The 17,665-nt window shown below is 32.8% G+C and carries 11 protein-coding genes; all 11 read right to left on the bottom strand.

The features are described from left to right. Nucleotides 1–143 precede the first annotated feature (143 nt). The gene (locus H7350_RS05055) at nt 144–911 is read right to left on the bottom strand and encodes an HNH endonuclease signature motif containing protein (RefSeq protein WP_204344772.1); all 768 of its coding nucleotides are present in this window, start codon (nt 909–911) and stop codon (nt 144–146) included. Nucleotides 912–1,122: 211 nt separating this feature from the next. Next, nucleotides 1,123–1,857: a Qat anti-phage system TatD family nuclease QatD gene (gene qatD, locus H7350_RS05050; protein ID WP_204344771.1), complete on the bottom strand. Its 735-nt coding sequence runs from the start codon at nt 1,855–1,857 to the stop codon at nt 1,123–1,125. Beyond that, a complete protein-coding gene (gene qatC, locus H7350_RS05045) occupies nt 1,854–3,191 on the bottom strand; it encodes a Qat anti-phage system QueC-like protein QatC (RefSeq protein WP_204344770.1) in 1,338 nt (445 codons plus the stop codon). Before qatC ends, qatD begins: the two co-directional genes overlap by 4 nt. After that, nucleotides 3,188–4,030: a Qat anti-phage system associated protein QatB gene (qatB, locus tag H7350_RS05040; RefSeq protein WP_204344769.1), complete on the bottom strand. Its 843-nt coding sequence runs from the start codon at nt 4,028–4,030 to the stop codon at nt 3,188–3,190. Before qatB ends, qatC begins: the two co-directional genes overlap by 4 nt. A gap of 6 nt (nt 4,031–4,036) precedes the next feature. Beyond that, nucleotides 4,037–5,878 (bottom strand): KAP family P-loop NTPase fold protein, encoded by a 1,842-nt coding sequence (locus tag H7350_RS05035; protein ID WP_204344768.1) that lies wholly within the window; start codon nt 5,876–5,878, stop codon nt 4,037–4,039. A gap of 723 nt (nt 5,879–6,601) precedes the next feature. Next, nucleotides 6,602–8,848: a S8 family serine peptidase gene (locus tag H7350_RS05030; RefSeq protein ID WP_204344767.1), complete on the bottom strand. Its 2,247-nt coding sequence runs from the start codon at nt 8,846–8,848 to the stop codon at nt 6,602–6,604. A gap of 311 nt (nt 8,849–9,159) precedes the next feature. Beyond that, nucleotides 9,160–11,112: a heavy metal translocating P-type ATPase gene (locus H7350_RS05025; RefSeq protein WP_204344766.1), complete on the bottom strand. Its 1,953-nt coding sequence runs from the start codon at nt 11,110–11,112 to the stop codon at nt 9,160–9,162. Continuing rightward, nucleotides 11,109–11,471 (bottom strand): DUF3703 domain-containing protein, encoded by a 363-nt coding sequence (locus tag H7350_RS05020; RefSeq protein ID WP_204344765.1) that lies wholly within the window; start codon nt 11,469–11,471, stop codon nt 11,109–11,111. The genes H7350_RS05025 and H7350_RS05020 overlap by 4 nt, the downstream gene beginning before the upstream one ends. 56 nt (nt 11,472–11,527) lie before the next feature. Then, the gene (locus tag H7350_RS05015) at nt 11,528–11,941 is read right to left on the bottom strand and encodes a Fur family transcriptional regulator (RefSeq protein WP_204344764.1); all 414 of its coding nucleotides are present in this window, start codon (nt 11,939–11,941) and stop codon (nt 11,528–11,530) included. 2 nt (nt 11,942–11,943) lie between these two features. Next, nucleotides 11,944–13,149, bottom strand: a complete 1,206-nt coding sequence (locus H7350_RS05010; RefSeq protein ID WP_204344763.1) for an efflux RND transporter periplasmic adaptor subunit — start codon at nt 13,147–13,149, stop codon at nt 11,944–11,946. A gap of 65 nt (nt 13,150–13,214) precedes the next feature. Further along, nucleotides 13,215–17,549, bottom strand: coding sequence for a CusA/CzcA family heavy metal efflux RND transporter (locus tag H7350_RS05005; protein WP_204344762.1), 4,335 nt, complete (start codon nt 17,547–17,549; stop codon nt 13,215–13,217). Between the last annotated feature and the right edge of the window lie 116 nt (nt 17,550–17,665).

Below are 17,665 nucleotides of genomic sequence, written 5' to 3'. Positions count from 1 at the left end.
GTTAAATCAAAGTTACGGGATTTAATTGATATTGAAAATAAAAAGGCTTCAACATATTTGTTAAAGCCTTTAGTACACTACATTGACCTATTCTCGAACCAATTGTTAAACTTATTTAAGAATTTAATTTCTTGTGATTGAATTTAATCTAGCCCATAATATGATAATTTATCATAATCCTCTTTAGTATTTAATAAAACATCTGGAATTTTGACATAAAAATCATTATTAAACCCAAATTCAAAATACAATACGTATTTATTAAATGGTAGTTTGAATCGTTCCATAGATTCATCAAAAAGCTCTAACTGAAATTTAAAAGCCCTTCCTTGCGGGATTTCAATTTCCTCTTCTAATCTATAGTTGACTTTTTTCCCATCAGATGGAATTTTGAGCTTATATTTTATGACAGGCCTTAAAATATTTGGCAAAGGAATATCTGGTCCAGCTAATCCAATCGGTAACCTTTTGACTTTAATAGTAGCATTCGTCAATAGTATAGTTCTATCATATTCGTTAATAAAACTAAAGTTGAATATTGGAAAAAGTGATTTCATTTCTAATGCTTCAAAAGCATTCGGGACATCTTTTATAGGCTTCCAACTGCAATTGACCGAGTCTACTCCTGTAGATATAAATTGAACTTTTAGAGTTTTAACATATAAATCCTGCTTATGTTTAACTACCTCCATCCTTGAAATATCTCCTTTCGTTATTTTAGAATGGCAAGTAGGGCATATTAAAATTAGATTAGTATTTTCATTGTTGGAAGGATTTTCATCTATGTGATGAATTTCAAAATGACCTACATCATCATTATCACAAAAAGGGCAAACTGAATTAGTCTCTTTTTGAAGTTCTGCTCTAACCTTATTTTTTTGTGGAATGTTTGGACGGTTTTTCTTTGGCATAGGTATTTATTTCATTTCTAATTAAGAGAACTTAAGTGATTTCGAACCTCATTTTAACTACTCATTGAAATAGCATCTAATTACTTAGCTTGTGATTTATTTTATCTTTTAAATAATCAAATATCATAACCCAATCGCTAATTCCGTAATAAGGTATATATGATTTTAAATGTTTCTTACTATAGACACTTTCGCTATTTCTGTAGATTAATTATTTATCTCTGATTAAGTCATAAAAATTTTGCAAAATAATATTCTTTAATTCATCATTGTTAGATTTCTTTAAAACACAAAGATTATCTAATACAATATTGACCATCATGGGTGTAAACTTATTATTTCCTCTGGATATAAATGGACCATCTGATTCCAATAAAATTTGATTACTAGGAATACAATCAATAATTTTTTGTCCCTTTATAGATTTTGTCATTTGATAATTTACCGAAATGAAATATCCTCTTGAGATAGCTTTTTCAAGATTTTTAATAGAACCTGAGTACCAGTGTAAAATAACTCTTCCTGGAAAATCATTACCTAATATATCAAGCAAATCACTTTCTGCTCTTCTACTATGGACAGTTAATATCTTATCCTCATAATCTGCACACGATGCAATAATTTTCTCAAAAACTTCTATCTGTTTTTTATAATCCGATAAAGGCTTATCAGAATTATCTAATCCAATTTCTCCTATGTATTTTGTTCTATCAATTAATTCGATAAATCTTTTAATTTCCTTATATCGCTCACCAACTAATTCAGGGTGTAAACCAAGGGCTGGTCTTATGTATTTAGTGTTTTTTGCAATACTTTCAGTATAGTGAAATACTTCGGGGCTATTGGTAACAGCAATTGTATAAATCTTTGATTTTTCTATTTGTTTTACAACTTCAATAGGGTTAGGCATTAAATCTAAATGAAAATGTGTATCGTGGTATTTCATTCTAAAAATTCTTTTACCTCCTTCATACCACGCTGATATACATTTATATATTCATTTAGTTGATTTCTATTTTCGAATGGTAAGGGACCAGAACTTAGAATATCAAATATTATATTTCTTATTGATTTCGTTTCTAAGCGCTTAAGAGACAGCTTGAATGCCCTAATATCACTCCCTGAAACCAATTTTTGTGATGGGACGCTTTGAGATATATTATGAACATATTTTGTCCCCATTATTCCGCCTTTTTTCTCAGCAGCTTGTCTTATAATGCAAGGCACACAATATCCGCATTGAATACCTGGCCTCATCCCTGAGTATCTACTATTCTCTGAATGAGAGCAGGAAAGTGTTTCTGCATTAAGGCTTTTAAGAAGATTTTGATTATCGCACTCAATCATCATTTCTCCTTTCGTCTTCCACTGATATGGGTTGATAACTTTATTATTTATTCCTAATTCAAGAATAACTTTTTTAAAAGTAGACAAGTAATATGGATGGGTAGTTCTTGTGCTATGACTACTCAGTCTAGTTCCTGTCAAAGGAACATTTAAGGAAATCAAACCGTTTTCTGGAACTATGAAATCGATTTTTTCATCTAGAGTATTTGCTATTATTAATCCAAGACATAAAAACAAAAACGACCTAGCCCTTGAGGTTTCTTCTTTTGTTGCATTTTCATGTTGCTGATTAGGTTGTAAATAAAATTGATAATTTATAAAAGAATCATCGCCATATTTCTTCCTCAAGGAATCATACAATTTAGTTTGAGCACTTTTATCTGCACCTCTCTTATAGTGACTAACAAAAGACACTTTATTCTTGCTTTCTAGTAAATCAATCGCTCCAATGAAAGAATCCATTCCTCCTGAAAACAAAGCTACTTTTTCTATTTTTTTAGGGTTACTATCGTTAAGAAGTTTAATTTGTTTTCCGTCTGCTATTATTTTTTGTCTAAAATAAATCTCCCATTTATCTCCACTAAGGAATGAAAGTAGTTTTTCTAAATCTTCTTTTGCATTTTCCCATTTTTCAAGAGAAGTAACTGGCATATAAAGTTTAAAATGACGGCTCCATTCTTGGAAGCCATATATTTTTCTTGAAACAACTTGGTCAGTTGTATAAACTCCAAGAGACAAGTGCAACAAATCCTCAACAGCATCTCTAGGTTCAATTTTAGATAATCTAAATTCTTTAAAAATATTAGTTCCAAATGCGGATGGAATATCTGGTAATTGAACCGTATTAAGAATATATTTTTCTTCCGAACTAGATATTTTCTTATCAAAAATATCGTTCTCGTTGTTTTTTATAATTATGTGCCAAATACTCATTTTTCTAGTGTTGAATATGCGAGTTCAAATATGTCCTCAATTAGTTTACGCCCTTGACCTTGAGCTAAATCAATTTTCGAAATGTCAGTTTTTTTGAATCCGTTTTTTACTTCATCTTGGATAAAAAAGCGCATTTCATTTTCTAATTTTATTGCTTCACTTTCAGATAAATCATTTCGTTCGAGAGCAATTCCTGCTTCATATACCCATTTTTTAAATATATATGCACTAACAAACTCAATTACTGTATCTGATAATGTTTCAGAATCAATACTATCAAGTGAATTAATATCTTTTCCACTATCAAGAATTTTCTCGTAAAGTTTATCAAATGCTATCATTACGGCAGCACGAGCTATAGCCTCATCGTTAGTACTTCCTGTTGGAGCTATTCTATCAGCAATTTTTGCCATGACTTCCTCACTAGATTTGCCTACACAATCTGAAAGATCATATTTCTGTAAAGTTTCATTAAAACCATCTTTAGAAACACCTGATAAAAATCCAAGATAGCTTCTACCAACATTAATTCCTGCTATTGATGCCTTTGTAGCGGCTCTACTACCTCCTGATGATTTTATATAAGATTTCGCGAAAGTCTTAAAGCTAGACCCTCCACCTCCATTTGAAATTCTAGTAAGAATACTTTTGGTGCCTGTCAATTTTTGGGACGGAATCATATCAAGAGCTGAATCTGATGTTACATTTGGAGTATCTTCAACTTGTTGGCTAATTTCATCGTCTTGTTCCATTTCTGGCGAGCCGTCTGGACTGTTTGCCCAACTAGGCAATAGTGGTGTTTTTCCTTTTGGACCTGTACCTGATGCAGAAGTTCCCATAATCTATTATATACTTTTTAATTTACGTTTAGCAATTCCTGCTAAACGTTTATTCGTTGAACTTAGACTCCAGTCTTGTACCATCTTAATTACTGTTGGTTGATGCGAAGTACCTTCCGATATTTCTAGTAACCATGTATTAATACTTAACGGCAAAACTTGATGTGGCAATTTATCTATTAAACTTAATAATTGAGAAATGAGTTCATTTCTAACATTGCAGAAGTCTATCAAGCGCTTAATAGTCGGTGATTCACCTGACTGTTCACCTTCATTTTTCATTTTATCTGCAAGTGATTCAAATATAGCTGAAGAATCTCCATCACTAAGAGAACCTGACTCCTTTAAAGCTAAAGTTCTTATCGTTTCGGAATCATTAAGAATTTTAATATATAAATCTTGAGCTTGAGAACTCATTCTTTGAATATTCGTTCCCGATACAGATAATTTATCTCTTGAATAATAAAAATAAGATTGTAAATTTACATCCGATAGGTTAGGTTCTGACGACACCCATTTTCTAATCCAAGAATCTTGCAAATAGCTTTGATATTCAACAGATAACTCCTCAAATTTCTCTTCATCATCTTTTAGCACAACTTCTTCCATCAATTTTAATTCGGAAATTATGCCTTGATTTTTTGCTTGTTTCTGGTAAAAGCTTTTAAAAGTTTCAGATTTGAAGTATTCTAACAACATTAGTTTTGCTAATATACGCTTGTCAAGGTTCTCTCCTTTAGATTTTGCCATTTGATGTCTTAGCAAAAGTGTATTTAAAAACCTTTTTGTTTGCCTTGGATTACCATTAAGACCTACCGCTAAAACAGATACTAATTGAGCAGAAAGAAGTAAAGCCTCCTTTAAATCATCATTTACCTCATTAATAAAATCGCCAGCATTTTCGAGTCTAAATGTAAAACCAAATTGATCTTTATTTTTTTCTTCTAAAACACCGATTCTTATATGCTCAAACTCGCCCACATCCGTATATAGATTAGTAAATAACAAATTAACATATGTAGTTAATTCTAAATCACTAAGTGGAGGTATTCGTATTGGATACTGTATAAGTTTTTCTAGATAATCACGTCCTACTTCTGTATTATCCCCTGGTATTTCAGGAAACCTTCTTCTGACCGCATGTTTAATAAGCCTTTCATCTGCTCCAATTACAAAAGCCGTTTTTTTTGCAAACAAAAATAGTTTTATTGCTTCAAGAGTTCCTATAACTGTATCGTGAGAACACCTATCCAAATCATCAATAAAAACTATTATTTTTTCAATATTGGTCTCTTCAATTAATTCCTCAAATGCTAAATGAAATTCTTGAATATCATTTTTTAGAATCTCATCTGGATCAGCATTTTCGTTTTGCTTTTTTATATAGTCTTCATAATTTGCATTGGATAATTTACCCAAAACATCTGAAGTAGTGGTTAAAGCAAGACCAGCAGGCCCCATCAACATAAATCCCGCACCATGTTTTACTGCAGATTGCCCTATTTTTAATAAATCTATTTTTCGAAGTAGTTTTGCTGCTATTTTTAATGCTTTGTCTTGAGGCTTTCTTTTTTTGATAATTTCATTAACTATCCTTCCCATTAGTACTGTTTTGGTATCTTCATAACCTTCAAACAACCATCCATTAAAATTAATGATTAGGACATCTTTGTCTTCCAAGTAGGTTTCCTCTACCATTTTCATAAGACTAGATTTTCCGCTCCCCCAATCGCCAAAAACGCCTATACTACAAGGCAACAAACTATTATTATTCACAATACTTGTAACTGCATTCACTAGATGCTGATAGTCTATGAAGTCAGAATTAGTTTCATTATCATTCCACATTTAAAACGTTTTTCAAAATTTATATATAGAAACATAGTTGCACGATAATACAACATAGTAAAAACTTAATTAAAAGCTTATTAATTAATAATAGGGAGAATCTAAATATACATAAATTAATAAGTAATGAATTAGAAAAGCACCATTATTAAGTAACATAAATTGAAAAATACAATTTATAAAAAAAAGATATTTATGGTTTACCATAACGTTTGACCACCTCCCTTCTAAGGAGACGGTTGAAGCTTTGCGGAGAGTAAGGGATTCGAACCCCAGAATCTGACCTCTGGGTTATGAACCCTGAGGTCAATTTATTCGCTTTTTTTGTATATTTAAGCAATGGAAATAGTATATGACATAATAATTAATGTGCTTTCTGATGGAATTTCTTTTCTATTGGGAATGCTATTTGTCATTTTATACTCTTTTTTAAAAAATTCTATTCATATCAAAAAACTCATTCGAAATTCACGAAACCACCTTGAGGTTTTAATGAATTTTGAATTAAGAAATAGAGGTTTTGAACCTTATTCTTTAGATATAAAAAAAATCCAATAATCAGAATATTATTTGAATAATCGACATTTTTCGAACAAACCGAACAATTGTTCCTAAAAAGTTCGCTTTATTACTAAAAATCACACTTTTGTTCTCTTTTGTTCTCTTTTATTCTGTTTTATTACACTTTATTCTAATAAGTTCGGACTATATTCTGAATTATAACTAGCTCTTAACAACCTTCAATACTTCAGTTACATTATTATTTATTACCTGCAAATAATAAACATCAGAACTCAAATTTGATACATCCAAAACATAACCTTGAGAAGTGCTTTTTACTTCGAAATTCTTAAACTCTTGACCCAGAACATTAAATAATTTAAAATCAGAATAGACATGAGTAGTCCTAATATTAATAATACCATAAGTTGGGTTTGGATATAAAATAAGATTACTATTTTGTGTATGGTCATCAATACTTAATGTTTGCTCAATTAAAGACATACCAGATAAAGCATCAATCTTTCCTCTTCCCCAAATATTGTTAGCACTAGTTCCTGTAAATGCATCTTGAATTGACGTGTTGTCTAGTAATTGCTTTATATCATTTGGCGTAAGGTTTGGATTAGCCTGTAGCCATAATGCAATAATTCCTGTCACTACTGGAGCAGCCATAGAAGTCCCTTCTAAAGTTGCGTACCACCATTCTTGTGATCCATCTGTTACACCATTCACAACAGATGAACTAGAAGCCATATAATTAGAATCAAAAGAACTCACAGATGACACTATAGTATTTCCTGGAGCCGTTATGTCTGGTTTCATTCTGCCATCTACTGTAGAACCCAAACTAGAAAATGGTGCAATCTCTCCAATAGCAGTAAAAAAATTGGCATTGTGGTTATTACCAAAAAAATCATTGTAGTTATTCTTTGAAGTATAAGCTCCAACCGTTATAATTTCATTTGCTGTACCTCCAATTTCACGTAAGGTGATATTACTATCTCCATCTACAACATTGTTATAACCATAATTCTCGAATTCAGAGGTAAAACCTGAAGACGTACACCATGCATCAATAGATGTGTTCTCTGCATTCACTTCTAATACAAAAATATCTCCATCATTTAATGATAAGTCGCCTGCAAAATCAACATTAAGCGTTACCCGTGGTTTTTGGTTAAGTTCATTTGAAACAACATAGTTTATACTCCACTGATCATTATCTATAGCATCACTAAGTAATTCTTGACCGATAATTGATGTATTAGTATTTATATAAGGCAATACATCAATCCATGTATCAGTAATTGTATTGTAAATATTGAAACTCACATTGAAATCCGTATTGGCATTTCCCCATATATCAATAAAAGGCATTTGACTTTCATTGTTCTCAACAAAATAGAATTTTGATTCATTCAGATTAAAATCAGATGACACATGAATCTTTCTAGCTCCTTCATTACCTGCTGCTCCTACAATGATTATTCCCTCATCAACTAAATTATCTATTTCTTGATCCAAAATTGAGCTTCCATCATGTGGACCAAAGTGAGTCCCAAAACTCATATTTATCACTAAAGGTTTATTTACTGAATTTGCATAATTCACTAGGTAATTTAGTGCATCTATAACATTTGTGTTAGTGTTTGGTCCTGTTTGATTAACAGGCAAATTATAGGACACTAATACTATTTCACTATTATATGCCATTCCTTGAAAACTATCATTACCTCCATCAATTCCAGAGCCAGCAGCAATGCCTGCGACATGTGTTCCATGAGATTTATCATTCATGTCGCTTTGTTTTGCTAATATTTGTGCCCCTCCAACGTATTCGGAACCATAATTATAACCATTGGGGTTTACCCCTGAATTATCTCCTTGTATCCAAACACGACTTATTCTAGAATCTCCATTTGTATCTCTAAACGTAGGATGAGTAAAATCAAACCCTTCATCTATGACTCCTACGACAACTCCTGAGCCATCATAGCTAGAATCTAAACCAGAACCAGAATGCACTAAATCAACATTAGTCAAGTTTCTCGCTTCATCTAATGTACTTTCAAAAGGAACTCCAACGTCTAAATACTTCACACAGTTATTGGCAATAACTTCTTCAAAACGATCTAACGGAATTAAAGCAGTTATCACACTTTTATTTCCTGAGTTTATGAGAATTGGTAAATCACCAATATCATCTATTGAGCAATTGTCATTAAGAAGTAAAATGGTATTCACATAACTCAATCCATTTTTTTGAATAATAGCTGTCTTTAGATTTCTATTGTCATCTAAAAACATTACTGTAGTTGCTGAAATATTTGAACTGATTTTCTTTGAATTAACAACAATTTTCTCATGAATAATTGGTTTGTCTGACAATCGTTTTTGTCCAAAAAGATTAATTGCTAATAAAACAAATAGAAATGTAGATACATTTTTTAATGAGTAGGTTTTCATAAGTATTTTTTTACTCACCCAGTTCCAAAATGATGTTAGTACAAACGATAAGCGTGGAACTGTAGCTTACTGTTCGAAGGGTACTGGTATACCTGTGCACAAATAAACTAAGCCCACGCCGTAACGTGAGCGTATCGTCTATTTATCTCGTACACATTCAAAAATTACCAGTTTTTTCGAACAAGATTAAATAGCTAACGCTATACTATATTTTCATTGCTAATTTACATTTATTTATTGAGATTAAATAATTAGAAAAACTACATCAAAACTTATTGATTATATAACCGCTTCTATTGATTTCTTTATATTTAGTTCCATTCCATTCGTTGTAGTCTAACGGCATTCAATATTGCTAATAATGCTACGCCTACGTCCGCAAATACAGCTTCCCACATTGTAGCCAAACCGCCTGCTCCTAAAATTAGAACAATCAATTTTACACCGAATGCTAATATGATATTTTGCCATACAATCTTTCGGGTAGAACGACTTATCTTAATGGCTTTTACCACTTTTGAAGGTTGATCTGTTTGAATAATAACATCTGCTGTTTCAATAGCTACATCACTTCCTAAGCCACCCATAGCAATACCTACATCACTTGCTGCTAAAACTGGTGCGTCATTAATACCATCGCCAATAAATGCAATTTTGTTTTCTGGATTCTGTTTTAAAAGCTCAACTTCATTTAATTTATCTTCTGGTAACAAACCGCCTTTAGCTATTTCGATTTTTAATTCGGAAGCTACTTTTTGAGTAATGGAATCCTTATCGCCAGAGAGCATCATTATATTTTTGACACCAACTTTATGCAATGAAGTAATCGTTTCTTTTGCATCATCTTTTAATTCATCTGCAATAACAACATAGCCTGCGAATGTGCCATCAATAGCAACCAAAACAATCGATTCTACAATAGTTTCTGTTTCCTCTAAAACATTAATTTTATTTGCTGTCATTAGGGCTTTATTACCAACTAAAACAGTCTTACCATTTACAATACCTTTTAAACCTTTTCCTGCTATTTCAGATACTTCGGAAGCCTCATAGTCTGCACCTTCATCTTTATATTCCAGAATGGCTTTTGCGATTGGATGCGTGGATTGTTCTTCCATTGCCATTAGATACTTCATAAATTCGGATTCTTCCCAACCAATAGCTTTGACTTCTTTGATTTTAAAGACACCTTTAGTAACTGTTCCTGTCTTATCCATTACCAAAGTATTTACTTTAGTCATTGCATCTAAAAAGGAAGCTCCTTTAAATAATATACCGTTTTTTGAAGCTGCTCCCAGGCCACCGAAATAACCTAATGGAATTGATATTACCAAAGCACAAGGACACGAAATTACAAGAAAAATCAAGGCACGATACAACCAATCTCTAAAGACATAATCATCTACAAAAAAGTATGGAAGAAACGTAACACCTATGGCTAAAAACACAACGATTGGCGTGTAAATTCTTGCAAATTGTCTAATGAATAATTCTGTTTTAGATTTTCGAGCTGTGGCATTCTGTACCATATCCAAAATTCTTGCTATGGAACTATCTTTAAATTCTTTGGTGGTTTCAATTTCAATTACTCCATCCAAATTAATGCTCCCTGCAAATACTTTTTCGCCTTTTACAATCGTATTAGGTTTGCTTTCGCCTGTTAATGCTGCTGTGTTGAATGAACCTTTTTCGGAAAGTAGAATACCATCTAAAGGGATTTTTTCTCCAACACGTACTTGCACTTTTTCACCAATTTCAACCGTTTCTGGACTTACAGACACATAATTATTGTTGCGATATACCAGAGCTTCATTTGGTCTTACATCAAGTAAGGCTTTTATATTTCCTTTTGCTCTGTTAACTGCTGCATTTTGAAACAATTCGCCAACTGCGTAAAACAACATTACTGCAACACCTTCTGGATATTCACCAATTATAAATGCACCAATCGTGGCAATAGACATTAAAAAGAACTCGGTAAAAACATCGCCTTTTATAAGGCTTTTCCATCCTTCTTTAATTACTGGAAATCCAACTGGTATATATGCTAAAGTATACCAAACTACTCGAATCCATCCTTTAAATTGAGGAAGCGCATCAAAATAATCTACAGCGATACCTACAATTAACATTACAAAACTTATGATAGCAGGAATGTATGTTTTGAATGCGCTACCATCTCCGTAGTCGTGACCATCATCGTGAGAATGTTGTTCTTCTGAATTTAGTTTTAAATCTCTTAAATTGACTTTCTTTTTCTTCATTTTGAATTGAATAAATTTTTAATATCATTAGGTATAGGCATAGATTTTAATGGTGGTACGTTTGCACCGCCTGTGTTACCAAGTGGCACGTGGTCAATAAATGATTTCCAACCACCAACAAGTAACCTAATAATTTGACCGAGTACTTCTTTAGTATCTTTTTGCATAAATCCAAACTTTAGCATTAACCAATGTGAATAGGTATGTTCTATTGGGTAAGATTGCCCTATGATATGACTGCGTTCTAAATGATACCAAGCATTACTATACTGCTTATTTTCTAAACAGAAACTATATCGTTTTAATTCTTCGTTATAAGCCTGTTTAAGAGGTTTAGGTATTTTAGTATTAAACTTCATATCCACTAATTTTTTATAAAAATAATCTAATAGTAAGTGCAATGGAAGTGCATTTGTTATCTACTACACTTATCACAAATACCTTTTACAACCAAGTTTACATTTTCCGAAACAAAGCCATCAGGTACTTTAATTTGGGGAATTTTATGCTCTGTTAAACAAATGGTTTCATTACAGTTATTGCAATGAAAATGCAAATGCAAATCGGTTTCAATCTCGCAATTACAGCCCTTTTCACACAATGCATATTTAGTGATTCCAGTGCCATCATCTATTTGATGCACAATATCCTTTTCCTCGAATGTTTTAATAGTTCTGTACAATGTGGTTCTATCTGCTTTTTCAAAAGCATTTTCTATATCACTTAATGTTACTGCTACTTGTTTCTCTGCAAGAAACTTATAAATCAATAAACGCATTACCGTAACACGTATATCTTTTGACTCTAATAATTGTTCTATTGTTTGCATAATTAATGTTCGTGTTCTGCTTCGCCTTTTTTCATTTCGGCTATTAAATAATACGCATTGTTATAAGCGAATTTTGTGATTTTATCTTGTTCTTCAGTAAATTGAACAGCTATCCAATTGCCATCTTTTGCTCCTAAAAGCACTTCAATAGGTTTAAAACTCCAATCGTCATTTTCTTTTTCTGCCGAAAACACGAAAAATCTATCACCTTCTTTTACTATCGCACTTTCAGGAAGTGCTTTTGTTTTGGTGTTCTCTACTTGAATTTTACCTTGGATATACATTCCAGGAATTAAGTTACCTTTCTTGTTTTCAATTTCAGCGTGTACGTGTACTGCTTTAGGGTCATCTTCAAATGTTTTGCTTACGGAATAGATTTCTGCTGTTAATTCTTCATCTTGCATTGTTTGTATATTAAAGCTTACTTTTTGACCTTTCTTAACTTTATACACATCTTTTTCAAAGACCATTAAATCAGCGTGAACGTGATGTGTATTTACAATTTCAAAGAGTTCGGTTTGTGGTTCAACATACTGTCCTGTTTTTACTTCTACCTTTTGCACATAGCCTTCAATAGGACTTCGTAATGATATACTTTGAGCAATTGTTCCATTTCGTACTGATGACGTGTTTATATTTAATAGTTTCAATTGGGCTTCCAATCCATTTACCATAGCTTTAGAGGCATCATATTCGGCTTCGGCTTTTTGAAAATTTGCACCAGAGCCAACTCCTGCATCATATAATTTTTGCTGACGCTCAAAGTTCTTCTTTAAAAAATTACTATTGCTAAAAGCATTCAAATAGTCGGTTTGCATTTGAATAATATTTGGATGTGAAAGATATGCCACAACTTGACCTTTATTCACTTTATCACCTTCAATCACTTTTATGGATAATACATTTGCACCAACTACAGAAGTTATTGCTGCTTCACTTTGTGGTGGCACTTCCAATGTCCCATTGGCTTCTACATAACCACTCATGTTGCGCAAGGCAATACTATCTATTTTCATTTTTAAGGCTTCAAACTGTTGCTGTGAAAGCATCACTTCTTCGCCATCGTTATGGTCATCGTTTTCTTCAGTTTTTTGTACTTCATCATGAGAATGACCATCACCTTCTTTATGATTTTCTTTATTTCCGCACGCGGTTGCTACAATTGATACTATAAAAAGTATAAGGAATTTATTTGTTATATTTTTCATTGTCTAAAATTTTGTATGTGTATTGACCATTATTTGCCAAATGCCTATTATGGGCTTTCATTGTCTTATTGATTAAAATATTGTAATTGGAATGTACTTTCTAAATAGTTCACTAATGCTGTTTGTGCTTCCAGTTCTGATTGAATAGCTTCTTTTATAAGTTGTGTAAACGCTGTGTAATCAATCTCTCCTTCTTCATAAGCAAACAAAGCACCTGTTTTTTGTTCTTTAATAAGTGGTAATACTTCATTCTTATAGAACAGCCAAGATGTTTTCCATTTTTGGTAATTCTCTTTAGCTTGATTAAATTTAGATTGCACCTCCTTTTGCTTGAACTGCATATTAGTTTCGGCAATTTGCCTATCAATTTTTGCTGTTCTAACTTGTGCTTTTGTTGTACCAGATAAAAATGGTATGGAAATACCAGCTTGATAGGTATAAAACCCTGAATTTCCGCTTACTTTTTGCAAACCACCTTGAAGGTTAAACTTTGGTAAATTTTCAGCTTTGGCAGCTTTAAAGTTTGCTTCTGCCTCTGCAAGTTGAAGTTGAGAAAAACTATATAAAGGGTGTGCTTCTAAAGTAAAGGATTCTACATTTATTTCGTTCTCTATATCAATTTCATCTGAAACCGTATAAAATTCATCTGCAACTAACCAAAGGTTTAATTGTTGTAATGCAATAGTATATACACTTTTTGATTGCTTAAATTTATTCTGAATCTGTAAAGCTTGATTTTTGGCTGCTGCATATTCCAGTTTAGAAATGGCTTCGACTTCATAATTTAATGCTACTGCTTTTTCAAAGTTGGTGTAAATAGAATCTAACTCTTTGTATAAATTACAATTCCTTTTACTCTGTAAAGCATTTGCCCACGCTTTTTTTACTTCCAGTTCTAAATCTAATTCTGAAAGCTGATAGGCTTTTTGGGCTAACTGAATACGTTGCTTCAGTAATTTTCTCTTTGGTGCTATACCAAACACGTCTATATTTGATTGACCAACTCCAATAGTGGTGTAAATACCTGATCCATTATTGATTTCTTCACCACCAGTAAAAATTTGAGTAGTACCAAAATCGAAAGCCGTTCCTTTTAATTGTAGTTGCTTATCAATTTCGAGTTGTTGTTGTTTTAAACTTGGATAGTTTTCTTTAGCCAATTTTACAGCTTCTTGCATCGAAATAATTGGTAACGAATCATTTATTTTTTGCGCATTTCCTGTTATTGGCAACAAAAACATAAAAGCCACCATAGCAGTAACTGTAATTACCTTTTTGTTAGCCCTAAAATTGAATGATTTGTTTTCTACCCAATGATATAATATAGGTAAAACGAATAATGTTAATAGTGTAGAGGTTAACAAACCACCAATTACAACAGTTGCTAAAGGTCGCTGAACTTCTGCACCAGCCGATGCTGAAATTGCCATAGGCAGAAAGCCTAAAACATCTGTAAAAGCAGTTAACATTATAGGTCTAATTCTTCGCTTTGTACCTTCTATAATTCTATCTTTTAGATTGGTAACTCCTTCTTCTTTTAACTCATTCAAACCACTAATCATTACTAATCCGTTTAATACTGCAACACCAAACAACACAATAAAACCGACTCCTGCCGAAATACTAAAAGGCATATCACGCAACCATAACGCTACAACACCTCCAATGGTTGCCATTGGGATTGCTATATAAATCATCAAGGTTTGTGGTAAGGATTTTAATGCAAAATAAATCAGTACAAAAATGAGTAACAAGGCAATAGGGACAACGGTTTGTAAACGGTTACTAGCACGTTCCAGATTTTCAAAAGCACCACCATAACGAATGAAATAACCTGATGGTAGTTCTAATTGTGCATCCAATTTAGTTTTGATTTCGCCTACTAATGATTTGACATCACGACCTCTTACATTAATACCTACATAGGTTCTTCTGTTGGTATTGTCTCTACTGATTTGCATTGGACCACCTTTATAACTTACATCAGCTACTTCACGAAGCGGAATTTGTTCACCAGAAGGTAAGTTGACAAACAAATTTTGAACATCTGTTATGTCCTTACGATTATGAGAACTTAACCTAACCACTAAATCAAACCGTTTTTCACCTTCAAAAATAACGCCTGCTGTTCCTCCTGCAAATGCTGATTGTACAATTTGGTTTAAGGTATTTATTTGAAGTCCGTATTGTGCTAATTTATTTCTGTTATACGAAATGGTCATTTGCGGCAAACCTGTTGTAGCTTCCGCTTTCATATCACCAATACCTTCTGTACCAGCAATAATTTTAGATATTTCTTCTGCCTTTTGAGATAGCACCTCTATATCTTCACCATAAAGTTTAATTGCAATATCTTCACGAACACCTTCAAGTAGTTCATTAAATCGCATTTCAATGGGTTGGGTAAATTCATAGTTCACACCAGGAATGATTTCCACAGCTTCCTTCATTTTTTCGATGAGTTCATCTTTTGTCTCTACAGTTGTCCATTCGCTTTTTGGCTTTAGAATTACAAAAACATCGGCTAAATCCATTGGCATTGGGTCTGTTGGAATTTCTGCAACACCAATACGACTAACTATTTTTTCAACTTCAGGAAATTTAGCTTTTACAATTTGCTCAATTTTTGTAGTCGTTTCAATCGTTTCAGTTAGTGAACTACCTGGTTTTAAAATGGCGTGAAACGCAATGTCTCCTTCATCCAATTGCGGTATAAATTCGCCGCCCATTCTCGTAAACATAAAGACTGTAATTCCGAATAACACAACTGCAATACCAATAATCCATTTTCCTTTTTTCAATGCTTTTACCAATAAAGGTTGATACTTGTTTTCAACCCAATGCACAAATCTATCGCCATAAGATTTTTTGTCGCTTTTTGGTGCTCTTAATACCAATGCAGACATCATTGGAACATAGGTTAAACAGAGTACCATTGCACCAATCATAGCAAAAATAAAGGTCAATGCCATTGGCTTAAACATTTTTCCTTCAATACCTTCTAATGCCAATATTGGTAGAAATACAATTAAAATAATCAGCTGACCAAAAAAGGCAGCATTCATCATTTTTTTTGAGGCATCTGCTGCTACACCGTCACGTTCTTTGGATGACAGTTTCCTTTTCTTTAGGACTTTCGAAGCAATTAGAAAAACGGTACTTTCTACAATAATTACTGCACCATCAACAATAATTCCGAAATCTATGGCTCCCAGACTCATTAAATTAGCCCAAACGTCAAAAACATTCATTAGTATAAATGCGAATAGTAGTGATAATGGAATTGTTGAAGCTACTATTAAACCACCTCGCCAATTTCCTAATAAGAAAATAAGAACAAAAATAACTATTAATGCGCCTTCAATGAGATTAGTAGCAACCGTTGAAGTCGTTTCTGCTATTAATTTACTTCGGTCTAACAAAGGTTCGATAATGACTCCTTCTGGCAGCGATTTTTCAATTTGAGTCATTCGTACTTTAACATTCTCAATAACATCGTTTGAATTAGCGCCTTTAAGCATCATTACCAAACCACCAACTACTTCGCCTTCTCCATCTTGAGTTAAAGCACCATAGCGAATGGCAGCACCAAATTGTACTGTTGCAATGTCGCCAACGGTAATTGGAATATTGTTTGTGTTTTTAACCGTAATCTTTTTAATATCCTCTAAACTACGCACCAAACCTTCTCCACGAATAAAATTGGCTTGATGGTTCTTTTCAATGTATGCTCCACCTGTGTTTTGATTATTAGCTTCAAGAGCTTCAAAAACATCGGTAATTGTTAAACCAATAGCTTTTAGTTCGTTTGGGTCGACAGCAACTTCGTACTGTTTAATTTTTCCACCTATGGCATTTACTTCAACTACACCTTCTACCATTGACATTTGACGTTGTACAATCCAATCTTGCATTGTGCGCAAATCAGTAACTGAATATTTGTCTTTATACTCTGGTTTTACTTTAAGTGTGTATTGATAGATTTCTCCTAATCCAGAAGAGATAGGTCCCATAGCAGGTTCGCCAAAACCACTTGGAATTTGTTCTTTAACTTCGTTTAGCTTTTCAGCTACTAATTGACGTGGTAGATAGGTTCCCATATCATCGTCAAAAACAATAGTAACCACAGATAAACCAAAACGAGAAATGGAACGGATTTCCTTTACATCAGGTAGGTTGCTCATTGCAACTTCTACTGGATAGGTTACAAATTGTTCAATGTCCTCTGTACCTAAATTGGGTGCTTGTGTAATAACCTGTACTTGGTTGTTGGTAATATCTGGAACAGCATCGATGGGCACTTGGGTCATACTCCAAATACCTGCTCCAACAATGGTAAGCGTTAGCAAACCAATAATGAATTTGTTATTGATTGAAAAATCAATGATTTTATTAATCATAGAAAATGTTTTAATTCAGTTAAACTATTCGATACAATTCTGATATAGAAAATAGAATTACACGAAATGAAAAGAACCATATAGGTTCAAAATTGGATATAGTTATCCTTTAAAAA

The sequence above is a fragment of the Psychroserpens algicola genome, from assembly GCF_014526325.1.
In the GTDB taxonomy this organism is placed as follows: Bacteria; Bacteroidota; Bacteroidia; order Flavobacteriales; family Flavobacteriaceae; genus Psychroserpens; species Psychroserpens algicola.
Note: the sequence above shows the minus strand (reverse complement) of the source record. Positions and strands in the feature narration are given on the sequence as shown.